Origin of the sequence: Enterobacter cloacae complex sp. BZL2005, assembly GCF_049238885.1 — a bacterium.
GTDB lineage: Bacteria > Pseudomonadota > Gammaproteobacteria > Enterobacterales > Enterobacteriaceae > Enterobacter > Enterobacter roggenkampii.
This window is the reverse complement of record NZ_JBMKGI010000018.1, coordinates 1-17,035: the sequence shown is the minus strand read 5'-3', so window position 1 is coordinate 17,035 and position 17,035 is coordinate 1. Positions and strand designations below refer to the sequence as shown.

Annotated in this window: 15 protein-coding genes, 2 tRNA genes and 2 rRNA genes; 5 read left to right on the top strand and 14 right to left on the bottom strand. The window is 56.9% G+C overall.

The genetic code is table 11. The annotated features are described in order from the left end of the window. Window position 1 precedes the first annotated feature (1 nt). Window positions 2-1,486 carry a guanosine-5'-triphosphate,3'-diphosphate diphosphatase gene (gppA, locus tag ACOTXI_RS21375; protein WP_058653879.1) on the top strand — a complete coding sequence of 495 codons (1,485 nt, stop codon included), beginning with the start codon at window positions 2-4 and terminating at the stop codon, window positions 1,484-1,486. 51 nt (window positions 1,487-1,537) lie between these two features. Here the strand turns inward: gppA and rep are convergent, their stop codons facing one another. Beyond that, on the bottom strand, window positions 1,538-3,562 hold the full coding sequence (gene rep, locus ACOTXI_RS21370; protein WP_008501569.1) for a DNA helicase Rep: 2,025 nt from the start codon (window positions 3,560-3,562) through the stop codon (window positions 1,538-1,540). An 85-nt stretch (window positions 3,563-3,647) separates the two neighbouring features. Between rep and ppiC the strand changes: the two genes are divergently transcribed. Next, the gene (gene ppiC / locus ACOTXI_RS21365) at window positions 3,648-3,929 is read left to right on the top strand and encodes a peptidylprolyl isomerase PpiC (protein ID WP_008501570.1); all 282 of its coding nucleotides are present in this window, start codon (window positions 3,648-3,650) and stop codon (window positions 3,927-3,929) included. A gap of 86 nt (window positions 3,930-4,015) precedes the next feature. On the opposite strand, the gene ilvC is transcribed toward ppiC, so the two are convergent. Beyond that, window positions 4,016-5,491: a ketol-acid reductoisomerase gene (gene ilvC, locus ACOTXI_RS21360; protein ID WP_008501571.1), complete on the bottom strand. Its 1,476-nt coding sequence runs from the start codon at window positions 5,489-5,491 to the stop codon at window positions 4,016-4,018. Window positions 5,492-5,643: 152 nt separating this feature from the next. Between ilvC and ilvY the strand changes: the two genes are divergently transcribed. Further along, window positions 5,644-6,534 carry an HTH-type transcriptional activator IlvY gene (ilvY, locus tag ACOTXI_RS21355; protein WP_023293577.1) on the top strand — a complete coding sequence of 297 codons (891 nt, stop codon included), beginning with the start codon at window positions 5,644-5,646 and terminating at the stop codon, window positions 6,532-6,534. Window positions 6,535-6,579: 45 nt separating this feature from the next. Here the strand turns inward: ilvY and ilvA are convergent, their stop codons facing one another. The 7 genes from ilvA to ilvL all read right to left on the bottom strand — a co-directional run bounded on the left by ilvA (window position 6,580) and on the right by ilvL (window position 13,130). Then, on the bottom strand, window positions 6,580-8,124 hold the full coding sequence (ilvA, locus tag ACOTXI_RS21350) for a threonine ammonia-lyase, biosynthetic (protein WP_058653878.1): 1,545 nt from the start codon (window positions 8,122-8,124) through the stop codon (window positions 6,580-6,582). A gap of 2 nt (window positions 8,125-8,126) precedes the next feature. Beyond that, the gene (gene ilvD / locus ACOTXI_RS21345; RefSeq protein ID WP_021242828.1) at window positions 8,127-9,977 is read right to left on the bottom strand and encodes a dihydroxy-acid dehydratase; all 1,851 of its coding nucleotides are present in this window, start codon (window positions 9,975-9,977) and stop codon (window positions 8,127-8,129) included. A gap of 60 nt (window positions 9,978-10,037) precedes the next feature. Next, window positions 10,038-10,967: a branched-chain-amino-acid transaminase gene (gene ilvE / locus ACOTXI_RS21340; protein ID WP_023326297.1), complete on the bottom strand. Its 930-nt coding sequence runs from the start codon at window positions 10,965-10,967 to the stop codon at window positions 10,038-10,040. 18 nt (window positions 10,968-10,985) lie between these two features. Next, entirely contained in the window at window positions 10,986-11,249 is a 264-nt protein-coding gene (ilvM, locus tag ACOTXI_RS21335) for an acetolactate synthase 2 small subunit (protein ID WP_003860184.1), read from the bottom strand. Continuing rightward, window positions 11,246-12,892, bottom strand: a complete 1,647-nt coding sequence (gene ilvG / locus ACOTXI_RS21330; RefSeq protein ID WP_021242826.1) for an acetolactate synthase 2 catalytic subunit — start codon at window positions 12,890-12,892, stop codon at window positions 11,246-11,248. Before ilvG ends, ilvM begins: the two co-directional genes overlap by 4 nt. Window positions 12,893-12,894: 2 nt before the next feature. Continuing rightward, window positions 12,895-12,945: a peptide IlvX gene (ilvX, locus tag ACOTXI_RS21325; protein WP_192930497.1), complete on the bottom strand. Its 51-nt coding sequence runs from the start codon at window positions 12,943-12,945 to the stop codon at window positions 12,895-12,897. A gap of 86 nt (window positions 12,946-13,031) precedes the next feature. Continuing rightward, on the bottom strand, window positions 13,032-13,130 hold the full coding sequence (ilvL, locus tag ACOTXI_RS21320) for an ilv operon leader peptide (protein ID WP_001311244.1): 99 nt from the start codon (window positions 13,128-13,130) through the stop codon (window positions 13,032-13,034). A gap of 340 nt (window positions 13,131-13,470) precedes the next feature. Between ilvL and ACOTXI_RS21315 the strand changes: the two genes are divergently transcribed. Further along, a complete protein-coding gene (locus ACOTXI_RS21315) occupies window positions 13,471-14,991 on the top strand; it encodes a YifB family Mg chelatase-like AAA ATPase (RefSeq protein ID WP_008501576.1) in 1,521 nt (506 codons plus the stop codon). Between the two features lie 30 nt (window positions 14,992-15,021). Here ACOTXI_RS21315 and ACOTXI_RS21310 read toward each other — a convergent pair whose 3' ends face one another. Continuing rightward, window positions 15,022-15,360, bottom strand: coding sequence for a DUF413 domain-containing protein (locus tag ACOTXI_RS21310; protein ID WP_008501577.1), 339 nt, complete (start codon window positions 15,358-15,360; stop codon window positions 15,022-15,024). 118 nt (window positions 15,361-15,478) lie between these two features. Here ACOTXI_RS21310 and hdfR point away from each other — a divergent pair, with 118 nt between their 5' ends. After that, the gene (gene hdfR / locus ACOTXI_RS21305; RefSeq protein WP_021242824.1) at window positions 15,479-16,300 is read left to right on the top strand and encodes an HTH-type transcriptional regulator HdfR; all 822 of its coding nucleotides are present in this window, start codon (window positions 15,479-15,481) and stop codon (window positions 16,298-16,300) included. A gap of 100 nt (window positions 16,301-16,400) precedes the next feature. Here the strand turns inward: hdfR and ACOTXI_RS21300 are convergent. From ACOTXI_RS21300 to ACOTXI_RS21285, 4 genes are all read right to left on the bottom strand, one after another. Continuing rightward, window positions 16,401-16,476 (bottom strand) — tRNA-Trp (locus tag ACOTXI_RS21300). 53 nt (window positions 16,477-16,529) lie between these two features. Next, window positions 16,530-16,606, bottom strand: a tRNA-Asp gene (locus ACOTXI_RS21295). Between the two features lie 56 nt (window positions 16,607-16,662). Continuing rightward, window positions 16,663-16,778: ribosomal RNA gene (gene rrf / locus ACOTXI_RS21290) — 5S ribosomal RNA — on the bottom strand. 64 nt (window positions 16,779-16,842) lie between these two features. Further along, window positions 16,843-17,035: ribosomal RNA gene (locus tag ACOTXI_RS21285) — 23S ribosomal RNA — on the bottom strand; the annotation flags it as partial.

Below are 17,035 nucleotides of genomic sequence, written 5' to 3'. Positions count from 1 at the left end.
TATGCTCAGCTCCACCTCGCTTTATGCGGCAATTGATCTCGGTTCGAATAGTTTTCATATGCTGGTTGTGCGCGAGGTGGCGGGAAGCATACAAACGCTGACGCGCATTAAGCGCAAGGTCCGCCTCGCGGCGGGCCTGAGCAGCGACAATCACCTCTCGCCTGAAGCCATGGAACGTGGCTGGCAGTGCCTGCGACTCTTTGCCGAGCGTCTGCAGGATATCCCGCACGCCCAAATCACCGTTGTCGCCACTGCGACACTCCGCCTGGCGGTTAACGCCGTGGATTTTATTGCCAGAGCGCAGGAGATTCTCGGTTGCCCGGTTCAGGTTATCAGCGGTGAAGAAGAAGCTCGCTTGATTTATCAGGGTGTTGCACACACCACGGGGGGTGACGATCGCCGCCTGGTGGTGGATATCGGCGGAGCCAGTACCGAGCTGGTGACCGGCACCGGCGCGCAGGCTACGTCGCTGTTCAGCCTGTCGATGGGCTGCGTGACCTGGCTTGAGCGCTATTTTACCGATCGTAATCTGGGTAAAGAGAACTTCGACGAGGCAGAAAATGCCGCGCGCGAGGTATTACGTCCCGTGATGGACGAATTGCGCTATCACGGCTGGAAAGTGTGCGTGGGTGCGTCGGGAACCGTGCAGGCCCTGCAGGAAATCATGATGGCGCAGGGAATGGACGAGCGGATTACGCTTGCCAAACTTCAGCAGCTAAAACAGCGCGCCATCCAGTGCGGACGCCTGGAAGAACTGGAAATTGAAGGCCTGACGCTGGAACGCGCGCTGGTCTTCCCGAGCGGGCTGGCCATTCTGATCGCCATTTTCACCGAGCTCAACATCCAGTGTATGACCCTTGCCGGCGGCGCGCTGCGCGAAGGCCTGGTCTACGGGATGCTGCATCTGTCGGTCGATCAGGATATCCGCAGCCGAACCCTGCGCAACGTACAGCGTCGTTTTCTGGTTGATATCGATCAGGCAGGACGCGTATCGCAGCTGGCATCACGCTTTGCCGACCAGGTCGCTAACGCCTGGGATCTTGATCATCTGAGCCGCGATTTATTGCTGAGCGCCTGTGCGCTGCATGAAGTGGGGCTGAGCATTGATTTTAAGCAGGCCCCCGCTCACGCAGCGTATCTGGTTCGCAACCTGGATTTACCGGGCTACACGCCCGCACAGAAAAAGCTGCTGGCAACGCTGCTGCTGAACCAGACCAACGCCGTTGACCTCTCATCTTTGCATCAGCAAAACGCCGTACCGCCGCGCGTGGCCGAACATCTGTGCCGCCTGCTGCGTCTGGCGATTCTCTTTGCCAGCCGCCGTCGCGATGATTTGCTGCCTGCAATCAATCTGGTGGCCGATGACGAAAAACTGTCGCTGACGTTACCGGAAAACTGGATTGAGCGTCACCCGCTTGGGGCAGAGATGATCGAGCAGGAGTGCCAGTGGCAGAGCTATGTGCACTGGATGCTGGAAGTGAAGTAATACGCTGAACATTGCCGGGTGGCGGCTTCGCCTTACCCGGCCTACTCATCATTATCCTTTCTCTTTGGCTTTTGCCAGCATGGCGCGAATGTTCGCCACGTTAGCCTGCCCCTTATGCATCCGCTCTTCTGCGGTAATCACTTTGCGTTCCTGTTCCCAGATCAGGTCGTCCTGCGGCAGCTCCAGCAGGAAACGGCTCGGCTCCGGGCGGACGAGTTCGCCATACTGACGGCGCTCTTTACACAGTGTGAACGTCAGCTCTTTCTGCGCGCGAGTAATCCCCACGTAGGCCAGGCGGCGTTCCTCGTCGACGTTATCTTCGTCAATGCTGCTCTGGTGCGGTAACAACCCCTCTTCCATACCAACCAGATAGACATACGGGAACTCAAGCCCTTTGGACGCATGCAGCGTCATCAGCTGAACCTGATCGGCCTCTTCTTCGCTCTCGCCGCGCTCCATCATGTCGCGCAGGGTAAAGCGGGTGACGACCTGCGTCAGGGTCATCGGCTCGTCGATTTCAGAGCCTTCCAGCATTTCGGTCATCCAGCTGAACAGCTGGTTAACGTTTTTCATCCGCATCTCAGCGGCTTTCGGGCTGGCCGAGGTTTCGTACAGCCAGGACTCATAGTCGATGCCGTGAATGAGATCGCGCACCGCCGCCACCGGCTCGCGCTCCGCGAGACGCTGCACTTCGCCGAGCCAGTGGGTGAATCGCGTTAGCGAATCATAGCCGCGACCGGTTAACGTCTGGCTCAGCCCCATGTCGAAGCTGGCGGTAAACAGGCTTTTATTACGCGTCATCGCCCACTCGCCCAGCTTTTGCAGCGTCGCAGGGCCAATCTCGCGCTTCGGCGTATTCACGATGCGCAGAAACGCGCTGTCGTCATCCGGGTTCGTGAGGACGCGCAGATAGGCCAGCAGATCTTTAATCTCTGGCCGTGAGAAGAACGACGTACCGCCCGAAATTTTGTACGGGATGCGGTTCTGCATCAGCATCTTTTCAAAGACGCGCGACTGGTGATTGCCGCGATAGAGGATCGCGTAATCCTTATATTCGGTTTTATTGACGAAGTGGTGGGCGATCAGTTCGCCCGTCACGCGCTCCGCCTCATGCTCTTCATTATTGGCGCTGAGCACCTTCAATTCAGTACCGTAACCCAGCTCGGAGAAGAGACGCTTCTCAAACACGTGCGGGTTATTGGCAATCAGGATATTTGCTGCCTTCAGGATACGCCCGGAGGAGCGGTAGTTCTGTTCCAGCTTTATCACCTGCAGCGCCGGAAAATCTTTGCTCAGCAGCACCAGGTTTTGCGGACGCGCGCCGCGCCAGGAGTAAATTGACTGGTCGTCGTCGCCGACCACGGTGAAACGCGCGCGCTGCCCCACCAGCAGCTTCACCAGCTCGTACTGGCTGGTGTTGGTGTCCTGATACTCATCCACCAGCAGGTAACGGATTTTGTTCTGCCAGCGCTCGCGAACCTCTTCGTTCCGCTGCAGCAGCAGCGTGGGCAGCAGAATCAGGTCGTCAAAGTCCAGCACGTTGCACGCTTTCATGTGCGCATCGTACAGACCGTAGCAGTGGGCGAAGATCCGATCCCGTTCGCCTTTGGCGATCGCCGCGGCCTGGGCCGGGGTCATCAGATCGTTTTTCCAGTTTGAGATCGTCGAGATCAGCTGCTGCAGTAGCACCTTATCATCTTCGATCAGCCCCTCGGTGAGCTCTTTGAGCAACGCCACCTGGTCGGTGTCATCAAAGAGGGAGAAGTTGGACTTCATTCCCAGCGCAGCATACTCGCGTTTGATGATATCCAACCCCAGCGTGTGGAAGGTGGAGATCATCAGGCCGCGCGCCTCTTTTCGTCCCAGCGTCTGGCCGACACGCTCTTTCATCTCACGCGCCGCTTTATTGGTAAACGTCACCGCCGCAATGTGCCGGGCCTGGTAGCCACAGCCGCGGATCAGGTGCGCAATCTTATTGGTGATAACGCGCGTTTTGCCGGATCCTGCACCCGCCAGCACCAGACACGGTCCGGTGACAAATTCGACGGCTTGTTGTTGTCCGGGGTTTAAACGCATAAATGATCACTCAATGAAAGTCAGGAGGGGAGAATAACAGCGTGGTAGTATAGCGAGCCTAATCCATACCACTCAAGGCACGATCATGGCAAAAACAGCAGCAGCACTGCATATTCTTGTTAAAGAAGAGAAACTGGCTCTGGATCTTCTGGAGCAGATCAAAAACGGCGCCGACTTCGGCAAGCTGGCGAAGAAGCACTCTATCTGTCCGTCAGGCAAACGCGGCGGCGATCTGGGTGAATTCCGCCAGGGTCAGATGGTACCGGCATTCGATAAAGTGGTCTTCTCCTGCCCGGTGCTGGAGCCAACCGGCCCGCTGCACACGCAGTTCGGCTACCACGTGATTAAAGTGCTGTACCGCAAATAAACAAGCCGGGTGGCGGCTGCGCCTTACCCGGCCTACATCTTACGGTTTTGTAGGTCGGATAAGCGAAGCGCCACCCGACAAGGTTGTTAACCCGCTACCGCGATACGCTTCATGTCGGTCATGTAGCCACGCAGTTTGTGACCCACTTTCTCGATCTGGTGGCTGCGAATGGCTTCGTTCACGTCGCGCAGCTGCGCGTTATCCACGGCACCTTCTGCAATCGCTTTACCCAGATCGCCCGGCTGCAGAGTGGTCATAAACTCTTTCAGCAGCGGTACGCAGGCGTAAGAGAACAGGTAGTTACCGTATTCTGCGGTATCCGAGATAACCACGTTCATTTCGTACAGACGCTTACGGGCGATGGTGTTCGCGATCAGCGGCAGCTCGTGCAGTGATTCGTAGTACGCAGACTCTTCAATGATGCCGGAATCCACCATGGTTTCGAACGCCAGCTCAACGCCTGCTTTCACCATCGCAATCATCAGGACGCCTTTATCGAAGTACTCCTGCTCGCCGATTTTACCTTCGTACTGTGGCGCGGTTTCGAACGCGGTCTTACCGGTCTCTTCACGCCAGGTCAGCAGTTTCTTATCGTCGTTCGCCCAGTCAGCCATCATGCCGGAAGAGAACTCGCCGGAGATGATGTCGTCCATATGTTTCTGGAACAGCGGCGCCATGATGGTTTTCAGCTGTTCAGACAGCGCGTAAGCACGCAGTTTTGCCGGGTTGGACAGACGGTCCATCATCAGCGTAATACCGCCCTGCTTCAGCGCTTCGGTGATGGTTTCCCAGCCGAACTGAATCAGTTTTTCCGCGTATGCCGGGTCGGTGCCCTCTTCCACCAGCTTATCGAAGCACAGCAGAGAACCGGCCTGCAGCATGCCGCACAGAATGGTCTGCTCGCCCATCAGGTCGGATTTCACTTCGGCAACGAAGGACGATTCCAGCACGCCCGCACGGTGGCCGCCGGTCGCCGCAGCCCATGCTTTGGCAATCGCCATGCCTTCGCCTTTCGGATCGTTTTCCGGGTGAACCGCGATTAGCGTCGGCACGCCGAAGCCACGTTTGTACTCTTCACGGACTTCGGTACCCGGGCACTTCGGTGCCACCATCACTACGGTGATGTCTTTACGGATCTGCTCGCCCACTTCAACGATGTTGAAGCCGTGGGAGTAACCCAGCGCCGCGCCGTCTTTCATCAGCGGCTGTACGGAACGCACAACGTCAGAGTGCTGCTTGTCCGGCGTCAGGTTAACCACCAGATCCGCCTGCGGGATCAGCTCTTCGTAGGTACCCACTTTGAAGCCGTTTTCGGTCGCTTTACGCCATGAAGCGCGCTTCTCGGCAATCGCTTCTTTGCGCAGTGCGTAGGAGATATCCAGACCGGAGTCACGCATGTTCAGGCCCTGGTTCAGACCCTGTGCGCCACAGCCGACGATGACCACTTTTTTACCCTGAAGGTAGCTCGCGCCATCGGCAAATTCATCGCGCGCCATGAAGCGGCATTTGCCCAGCTGCGCCAGCTGCTGGCGCAAGTTCAGTGTATTAAAGTAGTTAGCCATGGGTGATACCTCGTGATGTTGTGTGTCTTATTGTTCGGTTCGCGTTTCAGCGAGAATGTACCCACATTACAACAGGAAATTTATTGCGGAAATTGATATATTCACAACGTCACATTGCAATTTATGCAATGTAAAAAGAGGGAGTGGAATCGGTGGATTTACGCGATCTGAAAATGTTCCTGCACCTGGCGGAAAGCCGTCACTTTGGCCGCAGCGCCCGGGCGATGCACGTCAGCCCCTCCACGCTGTCGCGCCAGATCCAGCGCCTTGAGGAAGACCTCGGCCAGCCGCTGTTCGTGCGCGATAACCGCACCGTCACCCTCACGGAAGCGGGCGAAGAGCTGCGTATTTTTGCCCAGCAGACGCTGTTGCAGTACCAGCAGCTGCGGCACTCTATCGATCAGCAGGGGCCGTCACTCTCCGGTGAGCTGCATATTTTCTGCTCCGTGACCGCCGCCTACAGCCATCTGCCGCCCATCCTTGACCGCTTTCGCGCGGCGCATCCGTCGGTTGAAATTAAGCTCACTACCGGCGACGCTGCCGACGCGATGGAAAAAGTGGTGACAGGCGAAGCGGATCTCGCCATTGCCGGGAAGCCGGAAACCCTGCCGGGCGCGGTAGCGTTCTCGATGCTGGAAAATCTGGCGGTGGTGTTGATTGCCCCGGCGCTGCCCTGCCCGGTGCGTAACCAGGTATCGGTGGAAAAACCGGACTGGTCCACGGTGCCGTTTATCATGGCCGATCAGGGCCCGGTTCGCCGCCGCATTGAGCTGTGGTTCCGCCGTCAGAAAATCAGCAACCCGTCGATTTACGCCACCGTCAGCGGCCATGAGGCGATGGTGTCGATGGTGGCGCTGGGCTGCGGCGTGGCGCTGCTGCCGGAAGTGGTGCTGGACAACAGCCCGGAGCCGGTGCGCAATCGCGTGATGATTTTAGAGCGCAGCGACGAGAAAACGCCGTTTGAGCTTGGCGTGTGCGCACAAAAAAAGCGGCTGCATGAGCCGCTTATTGATGCGTTCTGGACGATACTGCCGAACCACTAAAGCCGGGTGGCGCTGCGCTTACCCGGCCTGCATGCCGCTCAGCCCTTAGCCTGCCAGGAAGAAGCGGAACGCCGGGTTGTGGGTTTCGTCATGGCACTCGTAGCCCAGCTCGTTCAGCCGCGTTTCGAAATCCGGCTCGTGCTCGCCCAGTTCGAACGCCGCCAGCACGCGGCCGTAGTCGGTACCGTGGCTGCGGTAGTGGAACAGAGAGATGTTCCAGTGCGTGCCCAGCGTGTGCAGGAACTTGAGCAACGCGCCCGGCGATTCCGGGAACTCAAAGCTGAACAGGCGTTCCCTGAGCGGCTTCGAAGGACGGCCGCCGACCATGTAACGCACGTGCAGCTTCGCCATCTCGTCGTCGGAGAGATCGACCACGCTATAGCCGCCCTCATGCAGCAGGTTGAGGATCTCTTTGCGCTCCTCCACGCCGCGGCTCAGACGCACGCCGACAAAAATACAGGCGTCTTTAGCATCGGCAAAACGGTAGTTAAACTCCGTCACCGAACGACCGCCCAGCAGCTGACAGAACTTCAGGAAGCTGCCCTTCTCTTCCGGAATGGTCACCGCCAGCAGCGCTTCACGCTGTTCGCCCAGCTCGCAGCGCTCGGACACGTAGCGAAGACCGTGGAAGTTCACGTTGGCCCCGGAAAGCACGTGCGCCAGACGCTCGCCGCGGATGTTGTGCTGCGCGATGTATTTTTTCATGCCCGCCAGCGCCAGCGCGCCGGACGGTTCCGCCACCGCACGCACGTCTTCGAACAGATCTTTCATCGCCGCGCAGATGGCATCGCTGTCCACCGTGACGATATCGTCGAGATATTCCCGGCACAGGCGGAAGGTTTCGTCGCCAATGCGCTTCACCGCCACGCCCTCGGCAAACAGCCCGACGCGCGGCAGGTCTACCGGATGCCCGGCCTCCAGCGCCGCTTTCAGGCAGGCGGAGTCTTCCGCTTCCACGGCAATGACTTTGATCTGCGGCATCAGCTGTTTGATCAGCACCGCCACGCCTGCGGCTAAACCGCCGCCGCCCACCGGGACAAAGACGCGGTCAAGATGGGCATCCTGCTGCAGCAGCTCCAGCGCCAGCGTGCCCTGCCCGGCAATCACCATCGGGTGGTCGAACGGCGGCACCCAGGTGAACCCCTGCTGCTGAGCCAGCTCAATCGCTTTGGCTTTTGCTTCGTCAAAGTTGGCCCCGTGGAGCAAGACTTCGCCGCCGAAACCGCGCACCGCGTCGACCTTGATATCGGCGGTAGCAACCGGCATCACGATCAGCGCTTTCAGCCCCAGACGGGCAGACGAGAACGCCACGCCCTGCGCGTGGTTGCCCGCCGATGCGGTAATCACCCCGCGCGCTTTCTGCTCGTCGGTCAGCCCGGCCATCATCGCGTAGGCACCGCGCAGCTTGAAGCTGTGCACCGGCTGACGATCTTCGCGCTTCACCAGAATGACGTTGTCGAGGCGCGAAGAGAGTTTTTCCATTTTCTGCAGGGGCGTGACCTGAACGGCTTCATAGACCGGTGCGCGCAGCACCGCCCTGAGATATTCCGCCCCCTCAGGGGCGGCGGATAAGGGTTGTGACTCGGCCATCGTTAGCCCCCAAGTTTCGATTTATCGCGCACCGCGCCTTTATCTGCACTGGTGGCAAGGCTCGCGTAGGCGCGCAGGGCAAAGGAGACTTCGCGCTGGCGGTCTTTCGGCGTCCAGGCTTTGTCGCCGCGCGCTTCCTGCGCTTCACGACGGGCCGCAATTTCCTGGTCGCTCAGCTTGAGCTGAATGCCGCGATTCGGAATGTCGATTTCGATCAGATCGCCGTCTTCGATGATGGCAATGTTGCCGCCGCTTGCCGCTTCCGGGGAAACGTGGCCGATAGAGAGGCCGGAAGTGCCACCGGAGAAACGCCCGTCGGTGATCAGCGCACAGGCTTTACCGAGGCCCATGGATTTCAGGAAGGTGGTCGGGTAGAGCATCTCCTGCATGCCCGGCCCGCCTTTTGGACCTTCGTAGCGAATGACAACCACGTCGCCTTCCACCACTTTGCCGCCGAGGATGGCGTCTACCGCTTCATCCTGGCTTTCGTACACCTTCGCCGGACCGGTGAATTTCAGGATGCTGTCGTCCACGCCAGCGGTTTTCACGATGCAGCCATTTTCCGCAAAGTTACCGTACAGCACGGCCAGGCCGCCGTCTTTGCTATAGGCATGCTCCAGCGAGCGGATGCAGCCTTCAGCGCGGTCATCGTCCAGGGTATCCCAGCGGCAGTCCTGCGAGAACGCCTGGGTAGTACGAATACCAGCAGGGCCCGCGCGGAACATCTTTTTCACCGCGTCGTCTTTGGTCAGCATCACGTCGTACTGGTTCAGCGACTCAGGCAGCGACAGGCCAAGCACGTTTTTCACGTCACGGTTCAGCAGCCCGGCGCGATCCAGCTCGCCGAGGATACCGATGACGCCACCCGCGCGATGCACGTCTTCCATATGGTACTTCTGGGTACTCGGTGCGACCTTACACAGCTGCGGCACTTTACGGGAGAGCCTGTCGATGTCGCTCATGGTGAAGTCGATTTCGGCTTCCTGCGCGGCGGCCAGCAGGTGCAGAACGGTGTTGGTGGAACCGCCCATGGCGATATCCAGGGTCATGGCGTTCTCGAATGCCGCTTTGCTGGCGATGCTGCGCGGCAGCGCGCTGGCGTCGTCCTGCTCGTAGTAGCGCTTAGTCAGTTCAACGATGCGTTTACCGGCGTTGAGGAACAGCTGCTTACGGTCGGCATGGGTCGCCAGCAGCGAGCCGTTGCCCGGCTGAGACAGACCCAGCGCTTCGGTCAGGCAGTTCATGGAGTTCGCCGTGAACATACCGGAACAGGAGCCGCAGGTCGGGCACGCGGAGCGCTCCACCTGGTCACTCTGCTCGTCAGAGACTTTCGGGTCCGCGCCCTGAATCATCGCATCGACCAGGTCGAGCTTGATGATTTTGTCGGAGAGCTTGGTTTTCCCCGCTTCCATCGGGCCACCGGAGACGAAGATCACCGGAATGTTCAGGCGCAGGGAGGCCATCAGCATCCCCGGGGTGATTTTGTCGCAGTTGGAGATACAGACCATCGCATCGGCGCAGTGGGCGTTAACCATGTACTCTACCGAGTCGGCGATCAGCTCGCGCGACGGGAGTGAATAGAGCATGCCCCCGTGGCCCATCGCGATACCGTCATCCACCGCAATGGTGTTGAACTCTTTCGCCACGCCGCCGGAGGCTTCGATTTGCTCGGCAACCAGCTTACCGAGATCGCGCAGGTGCACGTGGCCCGGTACGAACTGGGTGAAGGAGTTCACCACGGCGATAATTGGCTTGCCGAAATCGGCGTCGGTCATTCCGGTGGCGCGCCACAGTGCGCGGGCACCGGCCATGTTACGGCCGTGGGTGGTGGTGGCTGAACGATACTTAGGCATGCTTTATTTACTCCCGTCTGACTATGTAATGGGACGGTGCGTGCCGTCCCAAATTTATATTTAGTGATTAACCTGATCCAACCAGCCGTATTTATCTTCTGTCTCGCCGGTGAAGAGGCCAAAGAACGCTTGCTGAATGCGTTTGGTCACCGGGCCACAGCGGCCTTCGCCCACCTGGATACCGTCTACGCTGCGCACCGGGGTGATTTCAGCCGCGGTACCGGACATAAATACTTCATCGGCCAGATAGAGGGATTCGCGGGACAGCACCTGCTCGCGCACTTCGATACCGAGGTCTTTCGCCAGCTTGATGATGGCGTCACGGGTGATGCCCGGCAGCGCGGACGAGGTGAATGGCGGCGTAAACAGAATGCCGTCTTTCACTTCAAACAGGTTTTCACCTGCGCCTTCGGAGATGTAGCCATTCACGTCGAGCGCGATACCTTCCTGGTAGCCGTGACGGCGCGCTTCGCTGCCGACCAGCAGGGAAGAAAGGTAGTTACCGCCCGCTTTAGCCGCGGTCGGGATGGTGTTTGGTGCAACGCGGTTCCAGGAAGAGACCATTGCGTCGATCCCCTGCTCCAGGGCTTCAGCACCCAGGTAGGCACCCCATGGGAACGCGGCAATGATCACATCGGTGTTGTAACCGGCTGGCGGGTTCACGCCCATGCCGACGTCGCCCACGAAGACCAGCGGACGAATATAGGCGCTGGTCAGGTTGTTCTTACGGATCACGTCGCGGCAGGCTTCCATCAGCTCATCCACGCTCTGAGAAACCGGGAAACGATAAATTTTGGCTGAGTCATGCAGACGCTGCATGTGTTCGCGATGGCGGAACACCACTGGCCCTTTGTGAGAATCGTAGCAGCGGATGCCTTCAAACACGGAGGTACCGTAATGCAGCGCGTGGGACATCACGTGGACCTTCGCGTCCTCCCAGCGAACCATCTCACCGTTGAACCAAATGTAATCAGCTTTTTTTGTCGTCATTTTTTCGTCCTGTCACGCTTAAGCGCGGATTTGTTGTGATGTGGTTGTGCTCTGGCAGATGGCAACATGGGCAACGTCTACCAGCTTTGATAACTGACTAAACAGTAAGTCGACCGGCCGCGGGCTGGCAACGGTTAATTCGATACTGATGTTTTGCGCGTCGGTGGCCGTCTCCATATTCATAGAGCAAATCTGAAAACCACGATGACGCACCACGCGCAAAACGCGTTCTAATGTTTCCGGGTTGAAGCGAGCCTGCACGGCGACCTGATGTTGCATCATGATAATTTCTCCAGCATTTGTGAGTTACTGGCACCGGGCGGTACCAACGGCCAGACGTTCTCAAGCTCGTCGATTGAGACATGAAGCAGGTATGGCCCTTCGCTTGAAAGCATGGTGTCGAGTGCCGCTTCAACCTGGTCTTTACGGGTGATGTGCTGACCAGGAATGCCGAAGGCGCTGGCCAGGGTGAGGAAATCGGGGTTATCGGTCAGGGTGGTTTCACTGTAACGTTCCTGGAAGAACAGCTGTTGCCACTGGCGAACCATCCCTAAACGCTGGTTATCGAGCAACACGATCTTCAGCGGTAACTGCTTGCGCTTCACGGTGCCGAGCTCCTGAACGTTCATCATGAAGGAGCCGTCACCGGAGATACAGATAACGGTATCGTTCGGGCGGGCAACCTGTGCGCCAACCGCGGCTGGCAGACCGAAGCCCATCGTCCCTAACCCGCTGGAAGTGATGAAGTTTTCCGGACGGGTGTAGGTCATGTGCTGGGCGGACCACATCTGATGCTGGCCGACATCGGTCGTCACCACGCTGTCGGCGGGCTTACGGTCGGACAACTGCTTCAACAGCAGCGGCGCGTAGATGGCCTCGCCGGGATGGTCGTAACGCCAGGCGTGCTCGGCGCGCATGTCGGCGGTATGCTGACGCCATGCGTTGATATCCAGCGGCTGCTGCAATGCCGGTAACAGCGCGTTGAGATCGCCCTGCAGCGCGACGTGCGCCTGACGCAGCTTGTTCATCTCCGCCGGGTCGATATCCATATGGATAACTTTGGCGTTCGGCGCAAAGGTATTCAGCTTACCGGTGACGCGGTCGTCAAAACGGGCACCGACGGCGATGAGCAGATCGCACGCCTGCACCGCCAGGTTTGCCGCTTTGGTGCCGTGCATCCCCAGCATGCCCAGATAGTAGGGGTAATCGGCATCTACCGCACCCAACCCTTTCAGCGTGCAGGTGGCAGGCATTTGCGTTGCCGCGATAAATTCGCGCAGGGCAGGAACCGCCTGCGCCATACCTACGCCACCACCAACGTACAGCATCGGCTGTTTCGCCTGCGCCAGCATCTGACGGGCCTCTTCGACTTCCGCATGCGGAAACGCGTCGTCGTTTCCAACGGTGGAGAAGTGCGGCTCCAGTTCGCCGTGTGCGACCTGGATATCTTTCGGGATATCGACCAGAACCGGACCAGGGCGGCCGGAGCTGGCAACCTCGAATGCTTCTGCCATTACGCGCGGCAGCTCTTCCAGAGACTGAACGAGAAAACTGTGTTTGGTGCAGGCCAGCGATAAACCGAGTACATCGACTTCCTGGAACGCGTCGGTGCCGATGAACGGAGAGGCAACCTGTCCAGTGATGGCAACAACGGGAACGGAATCCAGCAGCGCGTCTGCCAGACCGGTGATGAGGTTCGTTGCGCCCGGACCTGAGGTCGCCATACAGACACCGGTTTTACCGGTGGCACGGGCATAACCGATGGCGGCCATCGCTGCGCCCTGCTCGTGTCGGCACAACAGGTGCTCCACGCCGCCGTCATACAGTGCATCGTAAATCGGCATAATTGCGCCACCCGGATAACCGAATACTGTCTCGACTCCCTGCGCGCGCAACGCATGTACTACCCACTGTGCCCCATTCATAGTTAGTTCCCCGTCATAAATCGGGAGAAACAGAATTTTGTGCTACTTGTCATTCTCTGCTCCTCATTTACGTTTTTTAGTCATAAAAAAACCCCCGGACCTTTCGGTGCGGGGGTCTTAGTTCGTTAAGGCTTGATTTCTAAGCCTTTCCTCGTCCAAGTGCAGCCCCGCACGGTGGGATAATAATCACCACCACGCTAATCACGACCAGGCTAATCACTCGTAGAAGGGCTGTCATTTTCAGTTCTTTTTGCATCTTGTTCGAAGGAATACCTAAAGAGTTATCACAGTTTTTAAATCAAACACAAGATTTATTTATGACGGATTTGGTTAGCCCGCGAATCATATTTCTTAAAAGCGTTGTTTTATATACGGAAATTAGAAAATGAATATTTTTCACTTTTTTACTCCTCCGCTAACCGTCAAACCAGGTTTTTTTCGCTCTGCGAGGAGGGTTCCACGATTGTGCAATAGTTTCATTGTGCTTTTAAAATCCCTGAACAGGCAGCGTAAATTCGCTAAATAGCACTAAACAGGCATAACGCGTACTGGCATAGTCACACCAGGAGGTAGTGCAAATGTCACTGTCAGTTGTTTATACGCGTGCGGCTCTCGGGGTAAAGGCACCGCTTGTTTCCGTAGAGGTTCATTTGAGTAATGGGCTGCCCGGACTCACGCTTGTCGGGTTACCTGAAACGACGGTTAAAGAGGCCAGGGATCGCGTTCGCAGCGCAATAATAAATAGCGGTTATACCTTCCCCGCGAAGAAGATCACCATCAACCTTGCCCCCGCCGATCTGCCCAAAGAGGGCGGGCGATACGATTTACCTATCGCAATTGCGCTTCTCGCGGCTTCTGAGCAGCTTACTACGACCAGGCTAGGCTCGTACGAATTCGTGGGTGAACTCGCGCTCACAGGCGCATTGAGAGGCGTTCCCGGTGCGATATCGGGAGCGCTGGAAGCCATTCGTGCAGGGCGGCAAATCATTGTCGCCAATGAAAACGCATCAGAAGTGAGTCTTATTGCCGAAAAGGGGTGCCTTATCGCCGGGCATCTTCAGGAAGTGTGTGCCTGGCTGGAAGGCCGACATGAACTGTCCGAGCCGGAAGAGTGCGACGAGGCTGTAGCAGATGCGCCAGAAGATCTCAGTGAGATCATGGGACAGGAGCAAGGTAAACGGGCGCTGGAGATTACGGCTGCAGGCGGACACAATCTCCTGCTGATTGGCCCGCCTGGTACAGGTAAAACGATGCTGGCGAGCAGGCTGAGCGGGTTGCTCCCGCCGCTCAATAATCATGAAGCGCTGGAAAGCGCTGCCATATATAGCCTCATCAGTTCGGCATCGTTGCAAAAACAGTGGCGCCGTCGCCCTTTTCGTTCCCCACATCATAGCGCTTCACTGACGGCAATGGTCGGCGGTGGGTCTATCCCCGGACCGGGTGAGATTTCACTGGCACACAATGGCATTCTGTTTCTTGATGAGTTGCCTGAGTTTGAGCGTCGCGTGCTGGATGCACTGAGAGAACCAATTGAATCTGGTGAGATACATATCTCGCGCACGAGGGCCAAAATAAGCTATCCCGCGCAATTTCAACTGGTCGCTGCGATGAACCCCAGCCCCACGGGGCATTATCAGGGCAACCATAACCGCTGTACGCCAGAGCAGACGCTGCGCTATCTGGGAAAGCTTTCCGGCCCATTCCTCGACCGTTTCGATTTATCCCTCGAAATCCCCCTCCCGCCGCCGGGCCTGCTCAGGCAGACGGGCATAACGGGTGAGAGCTCAGTAAAAGTGCGCGAGCGGGTGATCGCTGCCCAGGCACGACAATACGCCCGTCAAAACAGGCTGAATGCTCGGCTTGATAATGCCGGGATCCGGCAGTTTTGTTCGCTTAATAGTGAAGATGCAGGATGGCTTGAGGAGACATTGACGCGCTTTGGGCTGTCTATACGTGCGTGGCAACGTTTGCTAAAAGTGGCCAGAACCATTGCTGACGTGGAGGGATGTACTGACATTGAGAGGAAACACTTGCAGGAGGCACTGAGTTACCGCGCTATCGATCGTTTGCTGCTGCACCTGCAGAAGTTGCTGGCATAAAAAAAGGGGCCGTAGCCCCTTCTTATCATCTTAGTCATCAGACTCGGTGTAGTCTTCTGCACCTTCCATCTGCGGCTTACCGCCAGACAGCGTATGGAAGCGCTTTGGACGCTTAATGCGTGCCATATACTTGATCCATACACGTTCCGCTTCAGACTGCGGCTCACGCTCACCACGGCAAACGGAAACAAACTGTTTTTCGTCTTCGGTAGCAGGCTCACGCTTGCCCAGATCCAGCTCGTTAAAGGCATAACCATGGCGCTCAAGCAGTTGAGCTTCTTTGATGGTGAAATCGCCGTGACGAGAAAACCCGCGCGGATAATGTTTATTGTCGAAAAAACGATTAGTCGTCGTAAAGCTTTCCGCCATCCTACACGCTCCTAATTCTTTGGCCGAGCTATTTATGGCGCGGAGTATTAGTTACGCTTGACAGAGTGTAAAACAAAATATTTAAATCATAACGACAAATAATTTTGCGGAGAAAGATGTGGATACGGAATTGCTTAAAACTTTCCTTGAAGTGAGCAGAACACGCCACTTTGGGCGAGCAGCTGAAGCCCTTTACCTGACGCAGTCAGCAGTCAGTTTTCGTATTCGACAGCTGGAAAATCAACTGGGTGTGAATCTTTTTACCCGCCATCGCAACAATATCCGCCTCACGCCCGCCGGCGAAAAACTACTGCCGTACGCAGAAACGCTGATGAATACCTGGCAGGCGGCACGCAAAGAGGTTGCACATACTTCGAGGCATAATGAGTTCTCGATAGGGGCCAGCGCTTCCCTGTGGGAATGTATGCTAAGTCAGTGGCTTACCCGGCTTTATCAATCTCATAGCCACTTGCAATTTGAAGCCAGGATTGCGCAACGGCAGTCGCTAGTTAAGCAACTTCATGAGCGCCAGCTTGATCTTCTTATCACAACCGAAGCCCCCAAGATGGACGAATTTAGCAGCCAGATTGTGGGCCAGTTTGGCCTGGCGCTTTATGCCTCTGAACCTTCGATGATGAAGGCAGACCTGACCTATTTGCGCCTGGAATGGGGGCCTGATTTTCAGCAGCATGAGACGGGCTTGATTGCACCTGATGACGTCCCACAGTTAACGACCAGCTCTGCAGAGATCGCCTGTCAGCAACTGCCCTTGCTGAGAGGTTGTACCTGGTTACCTGTTCGCTGGGCAGACACTAAAGCTGGGCTGCATACCGTAATGGATTCCACCACGCTTACCAGACCGCTGTATGCGATTTGGCTGCAAAACAGTGATAAGCAGTCGCAGATAAAAGATCTGTTAAAAATCAATGTAATGGATTGATACATCAGCCAGCAGGAATGCTGGCTGAATAGTAAGAAGAGGCGTTTTTACAGTCTTTCAGGCAAAAAAAAAATCCTTTGCCGAAGCAAAGGATTCTATATGGCAGGGGCGGAGAGACTCGAACTCGCGACACCCGGTTTTGGAGACCGGTGCTCTACCAACTGAGCTACGCCCCTAAAGTTTTTTGCCATTAAGCCTGCCAGTAAGGCAGGCTTAATGTCTTAATAAGTGGCGGAACGGACGGGACTCGAACCCGCGACCCCCTGCGTGACAGGCAGGTATTCTAACCGACTGAACTACCGCTCCACCGAAGACTGCTTGTAACCACCGGATTAATGCACCGGCTTACTACTAAATTTGATGCCTGGCAGTTCCCTACTCTCACATGGGGAGACCCCACACTACCATCGGCGCTACGGCGTTTCACTTCTGAGTTCGGCATGGGGTCAGGTGGGACCACCGCGCTAAAGCCGCCAGGCAAATTCTGTTAATCTGTATCAGGCTGAAAATCTGTCTCGTCGCCAAAACATCTTCGGCGTTGTAAGGTTAAGCCTCACGGTTCATTAGTATCGGTTAGCTCAACGCATCGCTGCGCTTACACACCCGACCTATCAACGTCATCGTCTTTAACGTTCCTTCAGGAGACTTAAAGTCTCAGGGAGAACTCATCTCGGGGCAAGTTTCGTGCTTAGATGCTTTCAGCACTTATCTTTTCCGCATTTAGCTACCGGGCAG

What these genes read in the sequence shown, in the direction of transcription:
- gppA (WP_058653879.1), top strand. Translation starts at nt 2, where the DNA reads ATGCTCAGCTCCACCTCGCTTTATGCGGCAATTGATCTCGGTTCGAAT.
- rep (WP_008501569.1), bottom strand. Translation starts at nt 3,562, where the DNA reads ATGCGTTTAAACCCCGGACAACAACAAGCCGTCGAATTTGTCACCGGA.
- ppiC (WP_008501570.1), top strand. Translation starts at nt 3,648, where the DNA reads ATGGCAAAAACAGCAGCAGCACTGCATATTCTTGTTAAAGAAGAGAAA.
- ilvC (WP_008501571.1), bottom strand. Translation starts at nt 5,491, where the DNA reads ATGGCTAACTACTTTAATACACTGAACTTGCGCCAGCAGCTGGCGCAG.
- ilvA (WP_058653878.1), bottom strand. Translation starts at nt 8,124, where the DNA reads ATGGCCGAGTCACAACCCTTATCCGCCGCCCCTGAGGGGGCGGAATAT.
- ilvD (WP_021242828.1), bottom strand. Translation starts at nt 9,977, where the DNA reads ATGCCTAAGTATCGTTCAGCCACCACCACCCACGGCCGTAACATGGCC.
- ilvE (WP_023326297.1), bottom strand. Translation starts at nt 10,967, where the DNA reads ATGACGACAAAAAAAGCTGATTACATTTGGTTCAACGGTGAGATGGTT.
- ilvM (WP_003860184.1), bottom strand. Translation starts at nt 11,249, where the DNA reads ATGATGCAACATCAGGTCGCCGTGCAGGCTCGCTTCAACCCGGAAACA.
- ilvG (WP_021242826.1), bottom strand. Translation starts at nt 12,892, where the DNA reads ATGAATGGGGCACAGTGGGTAGTACATGCGTTGCGCGCGCAGGGAGTC.
- ilvL (WP_001311244.1), bottom strand. Translation starts at nt 13,130, where the DNA reads ATGACAGCCCTTCTACGAGTGATTAGCCTGGTCGTGATTAGCGTGGTG.
- ACOTXI_RS21315 (WP_008501576.1), top strand. Translation starts at nt 13,471, where the DNA reads ATGTCACTGTCAGTTGTTTATACGCGTGCGGCTCTCGGGGTAAAGGCA.
- ACOTXI_RS21310 (WP_008501577.1), bottom strand. Translation starts at nt 15,360, where the DNA reads ATGGCGGAAAGCTTTACGACGACTAATCGTTTTTTCGACAATAAACAT.